Below are 17485 nucleotides of genomic sequence, written 5' to 3' on the forward strand. Positions count from 1 at the left end.
ACTAGCCAGGAACTTCTTGGCTGCCGTCCATCTCGCCGCCATCGTTGCCTATTGGATCAATTGAGTCCGAGCCCTAGTCCTTTCGGACTGCTAAGCTTGCCCTAAACGCGCACTAAGGTTACGCGGCCTGCGCGAAACGATCTTAAGTCGTGTCGCTCCGCCGTTGGTGCTCGCGTCGAGTTGCTACCATTGCGTGACCGATCGACTTCCGATCTAGATGTATCCATCCACAACATCCAATCTATCCTTACGGCTGCTCGAAGCTTGATGTCGAGCGGATGCTTGGCTCGGGCGGACTCACCCGGTGCACTCCATCAGAAGTAGCTCATAAAGCCCAAAATCTGTACGCCCCCGTGGGCGCAACTTGCCAGTAATGTGGTGTCGCATTGCAAGGAGGCGAGTTGAACGAATGCGGAAGCTGTCCGAGATGGTCTTGGTGACTGGAGGTGCCGGCTACATCGGGTCCCACGTCTGTATCGCATTGCTGGACGCCGGGCTCGATGTCGTCGTGCTCGACAATCTCTCCAACAGCAACAAGGTCTCGCTTGAGCGGGTGCAATCCATCTGTCGGCGTGCGCTCGCCTTTCGGCACGCAGATATCCGCCATGAAGAGGCGATTCACGACGTACTTCGTTCCTGCGGAGTGACCGCGGTCATTCACCTTGCAGGGTTGAAGGCCGTCGGCGATTCCAACGTACGGCCCCTGACTTATTACGAAAACAACCTTTTGGGAACGATGCGGCTCGTATCGGCAATGAAGAGGGCGAATGTGAAGACACTTGTCTTCAGCTCGTCCGCGACCGTTTACGGGATACCTAAATACTTGCCGCTCGACGAGAAGCATCCCCTCTGTCCGACCAATCCGTACGGCCGCACAAAGCTCGCAATCGAAGAGATGCTGAAGGATCTCTGCAGGTCCGACGACGGTTGGCGGATCGCCAATCTGCGCTACTTCAATCCGGTGGGCGCACACGAAAGCGGGCTCGTTGGGGAAGACCCGCTGGGCCCTCCCAACAACCTGCTCCCGTTTGTGGCGCAGGTGGCGATTGGACGGCGGGAGACGCTGCAGATCTGGGGAAACGACTATGATACGCCTGATGGCACCGGAGTCCGCGACTTCATTCATGTGGTCGATCTCGCGTCCGGACATTTGAGCGCCTTGCGCCACCTGAGTCGGCCCGGCGTGCTCACGGTCAATCTTGGCACGGGGAACGGCAGCAGCGTTCTGAACGTCGTTCGTACATTTGAAGCAGCAAGCGGGCGATCAGTGCCCTATGAGTTCAGGGAGCGTCGGGCCGGCGATGTCGCCGTTTGCTATGCCGACCCGACCTTTGCGATTGAGGCGTTGGGCTGGAAGTCCACCCGATCGTTGGAGCAAATGTGTGCGGACCATTGGCGTTGGCAACTGCAGAATCCGGACGGTTACCATGGGAGCGAACTCGCCAAAGTCCGGGAGCGCTCCAAGCATTTCCGCCGTCACGCCTGAGGTGTGCGCGCCCGAGGTATTCGAACAGCCGACGACACAGAGTCTGACCGTATGAGCAGGTTCGGGGCGAGCCACCGCGGCGAGCATACCAATCGAGCGACTGCTTGGCCCAACAGTGACAGCGGCGGAACCGGTGTTCGCGTACATAAAAACGTAGGAGGATTTGAGCGGCCGGTCGTGGCGGGCGCAATTTGTCCCTGAGAACTAGTGCGACGTGAGGAGGACATCGCTGCTTGTTCTGGCAGCGGCATGCCCTAATGTACCAAGGGTTATTCGACGTGGCCTAGGCGGTGCTTTCGTTACAGGCTTGAAGTGGAGGCTTGTGGGGTCGGTGATGACACGGCAGACGCCGTTGGTATCCATCGTAATTCCTTTGTACAACAAGGCCGACTTCATCTTGAGGACGGTCGCTTCGGCCGCGAGTCAGCTAGATGTCGCTTTTGAGATCATAGTTGTCGACGACGGCTCGACGGATGATGGCGCCAAGCTGGTTCAAAACGCGGGCCTCGAGGGCCTATTTCTCATCGCGCAGGAGAATGCGGGGGTTTCCGCAGCCCGAAACCGTGGAATGACCGCCGCGCGCGGGAAGTGGATAGCATTTCTTGATGCCGACGATGTGTGGTCATGCGACCATCTTGCCACCCTGTTGAAGGCAATTGATGGCAGCGATGCGATTGCCGCTTTCAGCAATGTTCGGCTCCAAAGTCGTGCCAGCTGCCCATTGATTGATCCGAGGCTGGTGGCCCAGAGAGTAGAAGATTACTTCTCCTTCGCGCTCCGCAGCGGTGGCTATCCGATCAGCTCTAGCTCGATCATCGCTCTCAAGGACGAGCTGGTCGCGGCCGGGCTGTTCGTTGAGGGAATCTCAACGGGGGAAGATATCGATATGTGGTGCAGGCTTGCCTGCCAAGGCGCATTTTTCTACACCGCCAAGCTTACGGCGACCTACAACGACGCTCGCTCGCATACACGCTGCAGTGCGGCGGGCGCGGCCGTGCGGCCGTTCCCGGCTCAGCGACTGCACGACTTGATAGCAAGCGACGAGTTGGATCCTCGATTGGCCGAGAGCGGCAGACGTTATGCGAATTTTCTCATGCTTGAGTATGCGCGCCAGTTGCTTGACAGCGGCCAGTATGGCGATGCTCGAGCAGTGCTGCTCGGGGAATGCGTGCCTCGCTACGATCCAAAACGATTTCTGAAGCGCTTGATCAGAACTACGTCGTTTGGACAGACCCTTTTTGGGTTAGGTCAAACCCACGCTGGACAGGCCTGAGAGACCACCGATCCAACTATCGATGAGTATAGTGTGTATCTCGAACACTCGCCTGCGACCGATCAGCCCTGAGCCACTTGGTCTTGTGACCGCGGGCCAGATCCACGGCAGAGCGAAGCACCATCACGACGTGCCGTGGCACTTGCTTGATTTCCTCCATGCCGATGAGATCGCGTCCGCAGAGGTACCACGCCGTTGCGAGAGGAAACGAGAAGAGGACCATGTCGATGGCTGCAAGACCAAGCGGAACAGTCGATCCGATACCAATCATGCAGCTGAAGCACAGCACTACGAGAGCCACGTTGGCGACAGCAAGCAGCCCTAGAGGTGGAACGGCGAGATCGGCAGCCAGTGCCAACAAGCCGATATCCCGCCGCCGGAGGCCGTGATACAGCAATCGCGGCAAGTGGCTGTTCATCAGCCCAAAATGCCCGTGCATCCAGCGCTGCTTTTGCTGGACGTGAGCGCGTTGCGCGTCGGGAAAGTAGCTTGTCACGCGGACTCCTGGAAAGAACCGAGGAGCGTATCCCTTTATCGCGAGTTCCAGTCCGAAATACTTGTCCTCAGTCAGATGCCCGGTTGCGAGAAGCTCGGGCTCTGCCATGCTCCAGGGCAGGGCCATGCCCGTTCCGAGCAGATGGTAAGGCAGGCCAAGCCGTGCGTAACCGCGCGGCCGTAGATCGTTCCTGACGCGCCATGCGAACTCCGCCAAGCGCGGTGGAGCGGGTCTGTCAGGGTTCGGAATCATGAAGTCCAGGCATTGCAGCGGGGCGTTTGCGGCGGCACATGCTCGGGCCAGCACCTCAACGCCATGAGGGCTGATCTCGCAGTCTGCATCGATGAATACGATGACTTCGGGGGGGCTTGCGTTCAAGTAGCGAAGACCGGCGGCGAGGGCAAAGCCCTTGCCACAGCACGATGGCTCGTCTCGAACCAGAACCTCGGCACCGGCAGCTGCAGCGATTGCCGCCGTGGCGTCGGTACAATTGTCGGCCACGACCAGGAGGCGATCGTTCTGCGTCAAATGTATCTTGATCCGAAGGAGAGTTGCTTCGATATCCTGCTCTTCGTTGTGCGCCGGGATCAGTACCGCGATCGTCGGGCGACGCGACGACAGAACGTATGAAGGGTCGTGCGGGAAGATCCCAGCGGCTGCCTGAATCGCGAACGCGATAGTGGCAAGAGCCAAAGCGGCGGTAGCAAAGCCAAGAGTATAGGTCACAATTGCAGCAAGCACGACCACATCTCAGTGATGGTGAGGATTGATCCAGGTTGCGCCACAGGCGTCTAAAGTCGCCTGCCAAAGCCTTCGGGCGGCTGGCTTGCCTGCCGGGTGCAGCCGGCGCGCGGTTTGTCGAGGCTCAACCTGGCTGTCGCCGGCATGAAGCAGGTAGCCGCAACCATGTAGACGCAGAATTCTTTGGATTGGTTTCCTGGATGCACGAAGGACGAAGCCTGTACGCATTCGTCGTTGATATCCATAGGCGAGGAGAATCTGTCCGAGGAAACCGGCGTCGGCGAACGTCACGCCATCCAGATCAATCACGAGATTGCCTCGCGTTCGTGTAGCCGCCGTCAAAGCCTCGCGAACCGGGGCGATGTTGTCGTTTGTCCAGGCGCCGATGAACTCGATGGTATGGGTGGCGTCCCGTTGACGACGTCGCAAGCAGGCGGCCGAAAGTTGTGCGCGTGAGGGTTTGTGCAGGCGGTATTCGGCGAGGCAAGGCAAAATGTGACCAAATAGCAGCGAGGTCAGGACCATGAGGTCGCGAGCATACCGTGTCCAAAGAGCCGGTTCTTCCTTCACCCGCCATAGCCATTCGAGGCCATGCTTCCTAAAGAAGATGGGTGCACGCGTGACACTTCCCGCGACAAAATTGACCGTGGCGCCCAGGTTGCAGATGATCGGCGGCGCAAGCAGACCCTCGTTGCGACTGGTCCATAGGAGGCCCTTCCGAGCTCCAATACTGATGATCAGCAAGTCAGCACCGGCTCCATTGATGACGTCGAGAATTCCCTGATCGCTCATTGATTCAACGGAGCCGAACCCGGGCGCGTAAACGCCGGCGCACCGTACACCAGAGGTGCCTTCATTGAGACGCCGGCGCACTCGCTGGCCGATGTCACGGGTTGCTCCAAGGAAGAACGCATTAAATCGCTCGCCGGTTTGGAGCATCAATGAATCGAACAGGTCCGATCCGCATGTGCGATCGGGAACGGAGATGCCGAGAGCGCGGGCAAACCAGACAAGAGGCATTCCATCGATCATCGAAAGATCGCTGGAGAGCACAGCATCTCTAAAGTCCGGATCGGACTGTGCCAGCCGCAGAAAGTTCGCGTTGGGCGTGACGATGTTACAACTGCGTGTCGCCTTGATGGACGCCGCAACCTTTTGCGTGACCTCCTCGATTGTCACCACATCGCATAACAATCCCTGGATACAGAAAGCCCGCCGCGAAAAGTCCGGCTCAAGCGATCTTGGCGAATGAAGGCGTGCACTCCCGCCCGTCTGAACGGCAATCGGCATGCTACCTCGCACATCGCAGCCCGCCCCGAACAACACGAACCATTCCGTCAGCCAAGTGCGGATCAGCCGCTCCAAACCTGCTCTCGGTTACGAAACGAGCGTTGGATCCGAATTGGGTTCTTTAGAGTAGGCGAGGCCAGCTGAAGCAGAAGCGTCCGCACGGATATGACAGCGACACATGGTGAGTAGTTCACAGCGATGTCGACTAGCCTTATTCCGTGGAGGCATCAGCCGCGCAATGAGGTGAGCTGTTGAGGTGAGCCGGTTGCGACCTTAAGCGATCTTCGAACGAACTAGTCAATTTGGACCGGTTGCCCTTATTCGGCCAGTCGGCATGATTGCCCAACTGCGCGCCGGCGGAGGCAGCGGCAGCCGCGTCGAGAGAGCCTGGTCATGCATGGCCTAACATCGCGCCTCTATTTCATCGCAGGCGCTTTACTCATTGTTGCTGTCTGCGCTTGCTCGTTGGCGGGCATGGCAGGTCGGAGCCGGGCGACGCAGCCCTCGTCAAAAGATCGTCCATCCTTGATCATGGTGCCGGATCGCGAATTCGCCGCCGAGAGCTACGTCCACCGGCGACTGGCGACGGATGCTCCTCGTGATTCCCGTTCGGATGCCTGGGTAACTGATCTGCAGCGACAGATCACGAGGCACTACGGTGTTGCGTCGGTGAACATTGATCGATACGCGCCCCCGCTCTACGTTGTCGGCGCCGGTCAGCCCACGGTTCGCGTCAGGGCGGAGCGGGTTGATGATCCGGCATGGCGATTCGAGCCGCTTCAACAGCAATGGGATCATGTTCCGCTTCCCGACCATTTCCAGCCATCGGTGGGCACCGACCAGGAAGCAATTGTGTATCAGCCTTCGACAGGCCGGTACTGGGAGTTCTGGGTTATGGAAAAAAGCGGCCGCAAGACCGTTGATTCCACGGGACGAACCGTCGACGAGTGGCGGGCCGCATGGGGAGGCAAGATCGACGACCTTGCAAGAAATCCCGGCTATTTTCCAACCACGGTTCAAGGCTACAAGTTCGGCACGGCCGCAACGGGACTAGCCTTGCTCTCGGGTCTGATCACGATCGCCGAGCAGCGCCAAGGCGCAATCGATCATGCGGTTCACGTCGCCCTGCCGCAGACGCGCCGATTGGTGTGGGCGCATCCAGCTCAGCGAACGGACGGCGGAGAGGTCGATCCCAACGCGATACCTCAGGGAACGACGTTCCGTCTTCCTGACACTCTCAATCTCGATCAGATCGACATGGATCCGTACGCGCGCATGGTGGCTCGCGCGGTGCAGCGATACGGAATGGTGGTGCGCGACACGGCTGGCACAGTGGTGCTGTACGCCGAGAACCCGCTGGCGGAGGGGGCCAATCATCCATACTTCGGCGCTGGCGGCATTCTGCGGTGTCCATCGGGGCAGGCTCAAGCGTCGTGCTTTCCCGACAGCAATAACCGGCTTCGCGGGTTCCCCTGGCACAAGTTGGAGGCCGTCCAGGCGACGCTGCATGAGCAATAGTGCCGTGCCAGGCGAGACCCCTCTGCGAGATATCGGGCGCACGCTCGACGCTGACTTTAGAAGACGTCAAGTGGAGTTTCGATCGATGCTCGATTCGACCAACAGCAGACGTTCCATCTTCGATGCGGGCGAGGATCGATCAGCCATGGGTGCGCCATGGCGCGATGGAGTTGATCTCAGGATCCTTCTGACGAAGGTTCGCCAGCAAAAGCGGAGAATGCGTCGCTCTTTGCTGGTCGGCTCCATTATAGGATTGGTCGGGGGTATGTCTTACGACCTGGTTCGAATTCCCGCGTACTCGGCGTCTTCCGAACTGCTGATTTCCAATACGACGCTGCAATTGTCGGGGCCGGACGCAGTCGTAACGCAGGTTCTTGTCGAGAACTCGCTCATTCAAAGCGCGATCGAGATGTTGAAGGCCAGCAAAGTCCTTGACAGGGTGATCGACAGGATGGGGGTGGACAATATCGAGCGGGTGTTGCCGAAATCGGGCTCCATTCGTCGTTTTGCAGCATGGTTGACATCTGCCTCCGATCGGGACTCCTCACGTAGGCAAGCCGCGGCCGCGCTCCTGAGATACAACACGAGCGTCAATCGTGTCGGTGCAAGCCAAGTCATTTCTGTTCAAGGAAGGGCCTTAAACGCAGAGGATGCTGCCAAGCTCGCCAATGAGTTGGCGGCAGCGTTTGTCCAGGAGCAGAACGACACAAACGCGGTTGTAACGACAAGCGCGGCCTTACGAGAGCGAATTAGGGTGTTGGGCCCGACAGCTCGGATCATCAGCGAGGCGGTGGCACCGGACTCAAGGGATGGACCGGCCTTAGGCATCGTGCTGGGATTGGCGGCCGTCTTGGGCGGTGCTCTGGGCATGACCATCCAGCTTGCGTTGATATCATTTAGTAGACGCGTGTGCAGCGCCGAGCAGCTCGTTGCCGCGACAGGCGTTGAATGCTTCGGGTACCTACCTCGGAGAAGGAGAGGCGGAGCTATCCCGCGCTATGGCGGACGTGCTGATTTGGCCTCTGTCTTGAGCGGGTCGATTTTGCGTCGCGCGCGCTTGGCGATCCTTGAACGGTCCGAGAGGAATCCTCATTTCGTCGGCGTCACTTCGGTTGGGGCGGGTGAGGGCAAGACGTTCCTTGCCCGGAGCTGGGCCAGGTTAATCGCACGCGATGGCTCGCGCGTTCTTCTTGTTGACGCATCTCGCGGCGCGGCGGCTTCTGCCAAGAGCGTGTGTCCAGCTGAGGGCAAAGGCCTCCATGAATTGCTCCGGGGCGAGGCCAGTCTGGTTGACGTGGTCCAGGGAGAGAGCAGTCACAATCTGCACTTCTTGCCAAGTGGAGGAGTCGTCTGCAGTCTCGACATGCTGTGGCTCGGGTTCGCCCAACTCATCAATAGCGGTCACTATCCCCTTTACGATTGGATCGTTATCGATCTGCCCCCACTCGCAACCGCCGCTGACGCACGCTCCGCCGGCCAAATCGTCGAGGACTTCCTGATCGTGGTGGAATGGGACCGCACATCGGAGCGGCAGCTCGAACAGGCGTTTCGTGACCTTGGACCCATGCGCGAGAGAATTCGTGGAACTGTTATCAACAAGACGCCGTGGAGTTCGTTTGATTCCGAGACGCTGGAGCAGGCGGCTCGTCGAGCGTCGAGGCCGAAATGGAACGATCAGAGTGTGCCATGACCATGAGAACATTCGGTTCGATCACGTTGCTTCTTTGCGCCGCGATGACGGGTGCCGTGACATCTGCTGTCGCACAAGAGTATCGACTTGGAGTCTCCGATCGACTGAAAATCAAGGTGCAGGAATGGCCCGATCTGAGCGGGGAATACATAATAACGCCGGACGGCGTCGTCTCCTTGCCGCTGATTGGAAACGTCAACGTTGTAGGTCTGCGTCTCGACGATCTCGCACAGCAGATATCTGACCGGCTGCAACGTCGCTCGGAGAAGGCGGAACGGCCCTTCGCTGCAGTTGAAATCACCCAGTATCGTCCATTCTCCATTCTCGGAGATGTTCAGCGACCCGGCGAGTACCCATTTCGTCCGGGGCTTACCGTTATTCAAGCAATCACCGTCGCTGGCGGATACTATAGACCCGAAGTCGGTCTTTTGCGGCTGGATCGCGACATTGCCCTCGCCAAAGGCGATATCCGAACGCTTGTACAGAAGCAGAATCGTCTCTTGGCCCGGGAGGCTCGCCTGACGGCCGTAATTGCGGGGCGGGAAGATATCTCTCTCCCTGCAGAATTGCGGGATCAGCAGGATAATCCCGCCATCGCAGCCATCGCGGAAAGCGAGCAAGCGGCCCTTGCCGTCGAATACGGCACCATACGTTCGGAAACGGCAGCGCTCGAGGAAGTCAAGACGCTCTATCAGCAGGAGATTCGTTCACTCCGCGGCCAAATCGAGGCATTGAGCCAAGAGGATAGCACCATCCAAACGCAACTGAGGGATATGCGCTCGCTCTCGGCGAGGGGGCTCGCGCTCATGCCGACCCTATTCAATCTGGAACGAGCGGCCGCGCAGATATCGAACGAGAAAATGAACATGCAGACTGCGATCGTGAGGGCTGAGGAAAATATTGCTCTGGCGGAGCAGCGGCTTCGTGAACGCACTTTTGAGAGGAGCCGCTCCAACACACGTGACCTGCAACAAACCAGGGATGAGATCGCAGATGTTCGGGCACGGATCAGGACGGCAGGGGACCTGCTGACTGAAGCGCAAATCAGCGCGCCGGCCGAGGCGCGCGAGCGTCTCGCGGAGAAAACGCAGCGGTCCGGCTTCATTTTGATTCGAAAGGATGGCGAAACGACGCGAGCGCTGATAGCGGAAGAAACTACTCCGTTAATGCCGAACGACATCGTCAAGATCCCAATGGTCGGGTCCAAGCTGTATGATTTGACCGGGTCCATCAATCTGACCCGGGCCGAAAGCGGAGAACAGCCGTACAAGTGACACGCAAGATCACGGTCCCGGGAGGTTCTGCGGCTGCCCTATGGACTGTGCCGTCTGTGCGCGCCTAGAACGAAGCCAACGTCGCGTGGTTTGTAGCCATGCGCGTTCCCAATAGAAGGTCGACATGTGGGCCGCGACCACCGTGAAGATGATGCTGATAGGCCTTTTCAGCAGATATCGCTCCCAGATGCTTCCGTCATTCCACCATCCGTGAGCCGTCAGCGGATGGATGACGTAGAGCGCATAGGAGGTAGCTGCAACGTAGCGAAGCCCCCGGCTACCCAGGATCGCCATCAGACGATTGGGCGGCTGGGATATTGTTGCCCAGAGCAGGAGGCCCGTCGCGTAGGGTCGAACGTATTGCAGCCATTCGCTCTGCGGATGTGAAGTGGAGGCCCAGGCCCCCGCTGCCAGCATCCAGACGAGGAGGGAGTAGGCGGAGGTGCCAAAACGGACTATCGGCAACGTTGCAACGCACGCACCAACAAGAATTTCGTCAATACGCAGATGCGTTGCCACGGCAATGTGAGCGCCTTCCGCGATGCGCATCGCGGTTATTGCGGCACAGCAGGGCCAAACGAGCAACAGTGCCCGCCGACCGCCCGCAGCCGTAAGGATTGTCACAAGCGCGTAGAAATGAACCTCGACGCAAAGCGACCATAGATGCTCCGTGACCGGCAGCATCTGGTCCAGTCTGTAGTTGATCATGAAGCTCACGTGGGAGAGAAGCGCCCCTTTGCTTAGACCGAACAGGATGACAACCAGCAGAATATAGAGATAGGCAAGTGGCAGGATACGGGCGATCCGCTTTACGACGAATTCAAGGATCGTGGCGGTTCGAAGTGTGCTGACGATCAGATAGCCAGAAAGGGCGAAGAACAGGCTCATCCCCATCGGACCGGCGGTCGAATTCAGATTGAGAGACTTTGGGCCGAGCGGAAGCAGATGCGTTGCCAAGACGAGCAGGATGCTGATTGCACGAAGGCCATCGAGGGCCGGAATGCCCTCAACTCTCGGTTCGGCTTTGCGCTCGGCCGGAACATGGGCCTTCATCTTTGAGGCCTGCCGGCGGCCTGCCGGCGGTCTGGGCTGCAACAGGCCTAATCGTGATCTGCCGGATTCGTCGAGGCGGCTGAGTGGTTGATCTCTTTGCGGTCGCATGATCAACCACGTTCGGTTTGGTTTGGCTGCGGCCATGGTCGGGGAAGAGTGCCCAGCCGTGATGGAAACAGGAGGCTCCGGGGAAGGCCGCCGAGGTGAAGTGACAATTCGTGCCGCACAAGGAAAACTGCGGCTACCCAGATCACTCCCGACACCATGCTCGATGCAATAAAGCCGAGTATGATTTCGACGGGCCGATCGGGAATTAAATGCCTAAAAGCGAGGGGGACCGGCATGGTGACCAAAGTGACCGCCAAGCTTCGGCCCCAGGCCCCGAACAGTAAGCTTGGCAAAACGCCGATCGCGGATTTGATAGCGCTGAAGTAGCAGATTACAAAAAAGATGCTGCTCAAAACCAGGCTCCAGACGGCGGCGCCGAGTCCCAGTGTCAGGCCGATCGCAACCGCCACTATCGTGAATACACATATCGCGGCTTCGGAAGTGAAAAGCAGCTGTTGACGGCGTTTGACGACAAGTATGTCATACTGGGGGGCAACAGCCAGTGTGAGCGCGTGAGCGACAGCGACGGGCAGCATCAAAGTCCCGGCTGTGGTCCAAGCAGCGCCATAAATCGCTCGCACAAGCGGTTCGGACCATATCGCGAGCACCGCATAGACGGGCCACGCCAGGCCTGTAATCGTTTCAACAAGACGACGGTAGATCGGCGCTAGACTAATGCCCTTACCTGCGCGGTCGCCGAGGCTCGGAAGCAACGGTCGGGCGAGGCCGAGGACCAGCCCATTTCGAACGAAAGAAACCAGATTTTGGGCACGAGCAAACAGGGCGGCGTCGGCGAGGCCAAGCGCGCGCCCGATCAGCAGTTCCGGGGCTGACGTTGCGGTGCAACCGACGAAGAGTGCCGCCGAAGTCCAGCTAGCGAAAGCAAGCAAACGTCGAGTGCCTCTCAGCATCGGCCGAAGGCGTACGGCATCGGGCCAAAATGCGAACGAGGCCAATGCTGTGATGACAGCAGCAGCGAAATAGCCCCATGCCAACGCGGCTGCGCCGTATCCGAGTGCGGCAAGGGTGATGGAGACCAGGCTTTGCGAGATGGCCGCGGTGATTCCGACCACGAGGAGGGAGCCGAAGTGCATCGCGCGCATCAGGCGCATGGTCGCTGGAAAGGCGAAGGCCGGGCCAAGCTGCGCAATAGCCACGATCCTCAAAGTGTGGCCGAGAGCAGGATCGCGATAGAGGTCCGCGAGTGGACCGCTTAGCCCAATGAATAGGAGCATTAGACAAGTGGCGATCGTCAGCGTTAAACCATAGGCTGTCTTCAAGAGGTCGTCGTCAAGTTCGGGCGCACTGACAACATATGATCCGATCGCAGATTCTTTGAGTCCGGTAACCACGCCAATGGCGGCTATTGCGACGGTGTAAGACCCCGCCTCCCGGGGCGTGAGCAGGTGCGCAATCACGACGCCGGTCGCAAAGTAGACCAGCACCGTCGAATTCTGCTGCAACGTTGAACTGAGCATCGCCTCGCGCAGACGCATGATCGAGGTGCCCTCATCCTGCCTCTCGCAAACTCACTGAGCCGCTTGACGGGTGACGCGCGGCGAAGTGATTGCGAAGTCTGAAATGGAGAACAGCTCCGATAGAAGAATAGAGTAATTGCCGGACCACATCGAGCGAACGCCTTAGCCTCGCCGATCGCGTCTCTTCGAGCGTGCCGCAATCCGCGCTCGGAAAGTGTGCTTGCGTCGTCTCCACAGCCGGTCCCGGGTCACTGCCACATTGTGCACGATAGTCGGCGCTGGAGGTGAGGGGTCAATGACCTATCGGAACTAGTCCGTATTTCCACTGAGCGAGGCGTGTGCCTCGGTGAGACGAGTGTTACGGTTCAACGCCATCGGTAGCGATCGGACGACGGAAACGCCACATGCAACCGCCTCAAGTCATCGAGCGCGTATTTCCCTCGCGATTGCGCAAAGGCGTTCGCGACATGGTCAAAGCGGCGCTTCCGAAGCAACTTGCGCCAGGCTTCTGCCGTGTGTCGCCGCTGCTCATGGACGAAGAATATACCTGCGGACGATGGGAGTATCTCAACGATCTCGAGGAAATGGCACGCTATGCGGTGATCGCGGGATATTGCAGGCACATTGGAGACATCTCGAGCGTGCTCGATCTCGGATGCGGTATCGGCCTGCTGCGTGCTTGGCTTCGACCAGTAGAAGATATCGATTACGTCGGCGTTGACTTTTCCACTGTCGCAATCGAGATGGCGAGAATTCGGTGGACGGACGAGTCCACGAAATTCATCGCGACGGATATCGCGACGTTTGTGCCGGATCGCAAATTCGACGTGATAGTCCTCAACGAGGTTCTCTATTACTTCGAACGGCCGGACTGGATCCTGAGGTGGGTTGCGGCGTTCCTGAAAGAGAATGGAAGGCTTGTCATCTCCCTCTGGGAGTCACCGGAGTCCCGACGGGCATGGCAACGCTCGCGCAATAGCGTGCATATTCTCGATGAAGTGCAGGTTCGGCACCGGTCGGGGCTGTCCTGGGAAATCCGCCTTTGTCGGCCGCACCTTGTGGCGACATGAGCAACTCGATCAATGCGGAGCTCAAGATGCAGTTAACATCGGTCCCGTCGAAGAAGCCGTCACCCAGCGGCTCGAACCGCATGCCGACTGTCCTCTACTTGATCAATCAATATCCGGCGATCAGCCACACTTTCATCAAGCGAGAGGTTCTTGCGCTCGAGCGCCTGGGAGTCGCGGTGGTCCGTGTGGCCGCCAGGGCTGGCAAGGAGTTGGTCGATCCCGGCGACCTGGCTGAGGAGAAGCGCACGATCTACCTGCTGCAACGCCCGTCCGCCTTGCTTCGGGCCACGATTTCATCGCTCCTCTTGCGGCCCCGCGGCTTCGGCAGGGCGTTGCTGATGACGTTGCGCATGATGCGCAGGAGTGATCGCGGGCCCCTGGTGCATGCCTTCTATTTTGTGGAAGCGTGCGGCGTCGCTTCCATTGCTCGCGGCGTGGGAGCGACCCATCTTCACGCGCATTTTGGAACCAATCCCGCCGAGCTCGCGCTGATTGCGTCCCGCCTCTCGGGTCTTCCATATAGCTTCACAGTCCATGGCTGCGGCGAATTTGACAAGCCGGAGTTCCTTGCGCTGGAGGCCAAGATCGAGGCGGCTGCATTCGTCGTTGCGGTGAGCTACTACGGGCGCGCTCAGCTTTATCGGTGGTGTAAACTGTCGGATTGCCGGAAAATCAAGCTAATCCGATGCGGCATAGACGAACAGTTTAACGCTATGTCCGAAATGGAGCGCTGCGAAGCGCCGCGCTTTGTTTGCGTCGCGCGATTCTCTCGCGAAAAGGGCCTCGATATTTTGATCAAGGCCGCCGCGGTTATGGCAGCCAATGGGCACAAATTCGAGGTGGTCATCGTCGGTGATGGCGAAGGCCGCAAGGAATTCGAAATACTGGTCGCTGCTCTCGGGCTCAGCGGGACCGTACGCCTGCGCGGCTGGCTGAACAATGCTGATGTACGGCGCGAAATCATCAGCGCTCGCGCGCTCGTCGTTTCAAGCCTCGCCGAAAACCTTCCGATCGTCATAATGGAGGCCATGGCGCTGCGACGCCCGGTGGTGGCGACGCAAATCGCCGGCATTCCGGAGCTGGTCATCCCGCGCGAGACCGGTTGGTTGGCTGCCGCGGGGGCACCAGAGGCGCTCGCTGCGGCCATGACGGAGTGTCTCCTGGCGCCGCGCGAACAACTGGAAGCGATGGGACGGAGGGGACGCGAACGGGTTCTCGCATTGCACGATGTTGACCGAGAGGCTGCAGGCCTGGCCGATCTGTTTGCAACGAGCGTATCGCAACAGAACGATATCGCGATTGCGGAGGATCGACCTCTCTCAGCTGCGGTGCGGTAGCGAACGAGAGTGAACGATGCGCTCGTGAGATCGCCGCCTGCACTGCGCCTCTGGCCGCGAACGATTCATCAGGCGACTGCGAACCGTGCCTGCGATGGGCGAGGCGCTAGTCGTGCGGAAGCAGTAATAGTGCCCATTATGAACCAGAAGAACCATTGGAATTGCAGGTAATCGAGAAGATTGTCAGAGTAGCACATGACTATGTATCCGGCGCATAAGAACGACATCGTCAGAGCGCCTCGAAGATCTGTGCTCCATGTGGACAATACCTTGAGCGCGACCGTCGCCCAAAGAAGACTGAAGCTCGCCAGGCCAGCCATACCCATCTCGAAATATATCTGCAGGATTGCATTGTGGGGGCCGATTCTGACCTGCCCGTCTCCGCGGGAGAAAAACAGGGGGACGTAGGCTTTGTACGAGTTCAGCCCGTAGCCATTGAGACCCGGTGGATTGGACGTCAACCATTCAAGCGTGTCATTCCATAGTACTTCTCGCCAAGCCAGGGAGTTGAGCTGCTCGAAGCCGACTGCAACTGTGCCCGACTTCAGATCGGATAAGCGTTCACCAACGGCAGGAAAAAGAAGCAGGATAGGGAGACAAAGAACCGCGAGAAGCCAGCGTCTGTCCACCAAGACTGCGTATCCCGCCGTGATGATCACCATCGAGAGCCATGCGCTACGGGCCTTCGTGAGAAGCAACAGAAACAGCAGGAAGCCGGCGTAGGCAAGAACTGCGCGGCGCCTGATCGGAGAAAGTTTAAAGTTTGCGGAACAAAGCATATAGAGGATCACGGTCACGACGCTGACAATGTAGAAGGCGTAAATATTCGGATGGGTGAACGTGCTTTGCAGGCGTTGCTCGCCGGTCAAGATGTCCGATTGCATCGCGAGTTCCAGCAATGCGAAGATCGACGGTACGGCGGACGAACATAGCGCCACGACGAGGCATTGGGTGGCCATCTTTTTGGTTCTGACAAGCGCATATGGAAGCGTAAATACGGCTGCGTAGGTGAACAACGCCAGGAGGTCTCGCAATCCGCCGCTTGGATCTGGAGCGTGGACGAGCGAGGCGGCGGCTGTGAGAAGAACACTTGCCCAAGCCAGGAGGGGGGCCGACAGGACAATCCCGGGAACATGAATAATGGTGACAATCGCAATTGCGATCACCAGGGCGTTGATCGCCGCACCAGGCCCGGTCTGTTGTTCGGATGCCGCTTTCAGCCAGTCGAAGGCTCGGTCACAAGCGGGGCGAACGAGCATGACGGCCAGCATCATTTGGCGGACACCCAGAATACGCGTCAAGAAGAGCAGAAAGCTGGTTAGGGCCAGGATGATACCGGTCAAAGTATTTCCTCCGGCTGGTATCGGGGGGTCCACGGAACGGTGTCCGAAGACCCCTACATTTCCTGTTGGGCGGATCAGCATCGATCATTAGGCGCTGCATTCCGGCCCGCAAACGCTCGAAAGTATCGGCAACAGCGCATCGGATTTAGCGCCGATGAATTCTCGCGAGTCCTGCGGACGGCATGTACCGTGCATTCGCGTGGCTATACGAGGACGGTCAATTGCAGCCGGGTGGTGGGCACGCCGCAAATTTCGCATGAAAGGTTCACTCGGCGACAGAGTGGGGACAGCTTCCCGGAGCAGGACTCGGTATCGCCTCTCGAATGAGGAGTACGATGCCAAAACTCGGTGTTCATCGCTCTCGCGCGCCCCTCAGCGCGCCGTTCGTGGACGTTAGCACGGCTGATATTGTGAATCGCGCGAGTGCGATCGAGGCCGTCGCCGAAGATCTTGGGTTGGTTTCAATTGTCGAGCTGCGGTCCGCGAGGTCGGACGTTACTCTGCGCTCAGAAAGCAGAGTCAGACAAGATGGAACGAGTCGCGCCGGTTCCTCTGCATCGCGGGCAAACCCAAATTGTAGAACGAAGAGGATATTCGACGTTGTGGTCACTTTGATCGCAATCGTTGCGTTGATCGCGGTCTTCGTTGTCGTCGCGATTGCGGTAACCCTGGATAAGCCTGGTCCGGTGTTCTTTCGTCAGTGGCGCGGTGGGCGCGATGGTCAACGCTTCCAAATCTGGAAGTTTCGAACGATGACATGTCTGGAGGACGGGAACGATGTTCGACAGGCGAGCCCAAGCGATGTCCGTGTTACGCGAGTTGGACGAGTCCTTCGGAAGACCAGTGTCGACGAGCTGCCGCAACTCCTCAATGTGCTCCGTGGTGACATGTCCCTCGTTGGGCCGCGGCCTCACGCACTGGCTCATGACGCGATCTATTCGAGATTGATAACCGAATATGCGGAACGACAGTCAGTGAAGCCAGGGATCACCGGTTGGGCGCAAGTCAACGGATGTAGGGGGGAGACGCGAGACATCGCTGCCATGGAAAGACGCGTCAAGCGAGATCTCCAGTACGTCCGACACTGGTCGCTGCGGTTCGATATCGTCATCATGTTGAAGACAGTGAGGGTGCTGCTGCGGCCCAGCAATGCCTATTAGTCTTAAGGTTGGCTGCTTCGGTCGGGAAGGCAGGTAGTGGCTTGGTGCGTCTTGCCGTGCGCGAACCGTCTGGATTCCCACCTATCCCGCAACTGCGGGCGTGGTGACACCGCGGATTGCCGCTCCATCACGGGTGAGTACGCAAGGACGTCCGCAACTTTCGGAGGC

At 58.8% G+C, this 17485-nt stretch carries 13 protein-coding genes; 8 read left to right on the forward strand and 5 right to left on the reverse strand.

Going from position 1 to position 17485, the window contains the following annotated elements:
- The first annotated feature begins 409 nt into the window (after positions 1-409).
- Both galE and XH79_RS09770 read left to right on the forward strand, forming a co-directional pair.
- Positions 410-1486 carry a UDP-glucose 4-epimerase GalE gene (gene galE, locus XH79_RS09765; protein WP_271581538.1) on the forward strand — a complete coding sequence of 359 codons (1077 nt, stop codon included), beginning with the start codon at positions 410-412 and terminating at the stop codon, positions 1484-1486.
- A gap of 334 nt (positions 1487-1820) precedes the next feature.
- A complete protein-coding gene (locus XH79_RS09770) occupies positions 1821-2759 on the forward strand; it encodes a glycosyltransferase family 2 protein (protein ID WP_271581539.1) in 939 nt (312 codons plus the stop codon).
- A gap of 16 nt (positions 2760-2775) precedes the next feature.
- Here the strand turns inward: XH79_RS09770 and XH79_RS09775 are convergent, their stop codons facing one another.
- Positions 2776-3996: a glycosyltransferase family 2 protein gene (locus XH79_RS09775; protein WP_271581540.1), complete on the reverse strand. Its 1221-nt coding sequence runs from the start codon at positions 3994-3996 to the stop codon at positions 2776-2778.
- 9 nt (positions 3997-4005) lie between these two features.
- On the reverse strand, positions 4006-5286 hold the full coding sequence (locus XH79_RS09780) for a WecB/TagA/CpsF family glycosyltransferase (RefSeq protein WP_271581541.1): 1281 nt from the start codon (positions 5284-5286) through the stop codon (positions 4006-4008).
- A 525-nt stretch (positions 5287-5811) separates the two neighbouring features.
- Between XH79_RS09780 and XH79_RS09785 the strand changes: the two genes are divergently transcribed.
- The 3 genes from XH79_RS09785 to XH79_RS09795 all read left to right on the forward strand — a co-directional run bounded on the left by XH79_RS09785 (position 5812) and on the right by XH79_RS09795 (position 9768).
- Positions 5812-6804, forward strand: coding sequence for a hypothetical protein (locus XH79_RS09785; RefSeq protein WP_271581542.1), 993 nt, complete (start codon positions 5812-5814; stop codon positions 6802-6804).
- 85 nt (positions 6805-6889) lie between these two features.
- Positions 6890-8494 carry a tyrosine-protein kinase domain-containing protein gene (locus XH79_RS09790; protein ID WP_271581543.1) on the forward strand — a complete coding sequence of 535 codons (1605 nt, stop codon included), beginning with the start codon at positions 6890-6892 and terminating at the stop codon, positions 8492-8494.
- Positions 8491-9768 carry a polysaccharide biosynthesis/export family protein gene (locus tag XH79_RS09795; RefSeq protein WP_271581544.1) on the forward strand — a complete coding sequence of 426 codons (1278 nt, stop codon included), beginning with the start codon at positions 8491-8493 and terminating at the stop codon, positions 9766-9768. Before XH79_RS09790 ends, XH79_RS09795 begins: the two co-directional genes overlap by 4 nt.
- Before the next feature lie 9 nt (positions 9769-9777).
- Here the strand turns inward: XH79_RS09795 and XH79_RS09800 are convergent, their stop codons facing one another.
- The gene (locus tag XH79_RS09800) at positions 9778-10821 is read right to left on the reverse strand and encodes an acyltransferase family protein (RefSeq protein ID WP_271581545.1); all 1044 of its coding nucleotides are present in this window, start codon (positions 10819-10821) and stop codon (positions 9778-9780) included.
- 110 nt (positions 10822-10931) lie between these two features.
- Complete coding sequence (locus tag XH79_RS09805) at positions 10932-12425, reverse strand: oligosaccharide flippase family protein (protein WP_271581546.1); 1494 nt, start codon at positions 12423-12425, stop codon at positions 10932-10934.
- A gap of 386 nt (positions 12426-12811) precedes the next feature.
- On the opposite strand from XH79_RS09805, the gene XH79_RS09810 reads away from it, so the two are divergent.
- On the forward strand, positions 12812-13477 hold the full coding sequence (locus XH79_RS09810) for a class I SAM-dependent methyltransferase (RefSeq protein WP_271581547.1): 666 nt from the start codon (positions 12812-12814) through the stop codon (positions 13475-13477).
- Positions 13474-14814: a glycosyltransferase family 4 protein gene (locus XH79_RS09815; protein WP_271581548.1), complete on the forward strand. Its 1341-nt coding sequence runs from the start codon at positions 13474-13476 to the stop codon at positions 14812-14814. The genes XH79_RS09810 and XH79_RS09815 overlap by 4 nt, the downstream gene beginning before the upstream one ends.
- A 68-nt stretch (positions 14815-14882) precedes the next feature.
- Here XH79_RS09815 and XH79_RS09820 read toward each other — a convergent pair whose 3' ends face one another.
- Entirely contained in the window at positions 14883-16157 is a 1275-nt protein-coding gene (locus tag XH79_RS09820; protein WP_271581549.1) for an O-antigen ligase family protein, read from the reverse strand.
- 335 nt (positions 16158-16492) lie between these two features.
- Between XH79_RS09820 and XH79_RS09825 the strand changes: the two genes are divergently transcribed.
- A complete protein-coding gene (locus XH79_RS09825; protein WP_271581550.1) occupies positions 16493-17317 on the forward strand; it encodes an exopolysaccharide biosynthesis polyprenyl glycosylphosphotransferase in 825 nt (274 codons plus the stop codon).
- Positions 17318-17485: the final 168 nt, after the last annotated feature.

Source organism: Bradyrhizobium sp. CCBAU 45389 (assembly GCF_028128625.1).
Classification (GTDB): domain Bacteria; phylum Pseudomonadota; class Alphaproteobacteria; order Rhizobiales; family Xanthobacteraceae; genus Bradyrhizobium; species Bradyrhizobium liaoningense_B.

What these genes read in the sequence shown, in the direction of transcription:
- XH79_RS09815 (WP_271581548.1), top strand. Translation starts at nt 13,474, where the DNA reads ATGAGCAACTCGATCAATGCGGAGCTCAAGATGCAGTTAACATCGGTC.
- XH79_RS09800 (WP_271581545.1), bottom strand. Translation starts at nt 10,821, where the DNA reads ATGAAGGCCCATGTTCCGGCCGAGCGCAAAGCCGAACCGAGAGTTGAG.
- XH79_RS09780 (WP_271581541.1), bottom strand. Translation starts at nt 5,286, where the DNA reads ATGCCGATTGCCGTTCAGACGGGCGGGAGTGCACGCCTTCATTCGCCA.
- XH79_RS09810 (WP_271581547.1), top strand. Translation starts at nt 12,812, where the DNA reads ATGCAACCGCCTCAAGTCATCGAGCGCGTATTTCCCTCGCGATTGCGC.
- XH79_RS09790 (WP_271581543.1), top strand. Translation starts at nt 6,890, where the DNA reads ATGCTCGATTCGACCAACAGCAGACGTTCCATCTTCGATGCGGGCGAG.
- XH79_RS09805 (WP_271581546.1), bottom strand. Translation starts at nt 12,425, where the DNA reads ATGCGTCTGCGCGAGGCGATGCTCAGTTCAACGTTGCAGCAGAATTCG.
- XH79_RS09825 (WP_271581550.1), top strand. Translation starts at nt 16,493, where the DNA reads ATGCCAAAACTCGGTGTTCATCGCTCTCGCGCGCCCCTCAGCGCGCCG.
- XH79_RS09770 (WP_271581539.1), top strand. Translation starts at nt 1,821, where the DNA reads ATGACACGGCAGACGCCGTTGGTATCCATCGTAATTCCTTTGTACAAC.
- galE (WP_271581538.1), top strand. Translation starts at nt 410, where the DNA reads ATGCGGAAGCTGTCCGAGATGGTCTTGGTGACTGGAGGTGCCGGCTAC.
- XH79_RS09795 (WP_271581544.1), top strand. Translation starts at nt 8,491, where the DNA reads ATGACCATGAGAACATTCGGTTCGATCACGTTGCTTCTTTGCGCCGCG.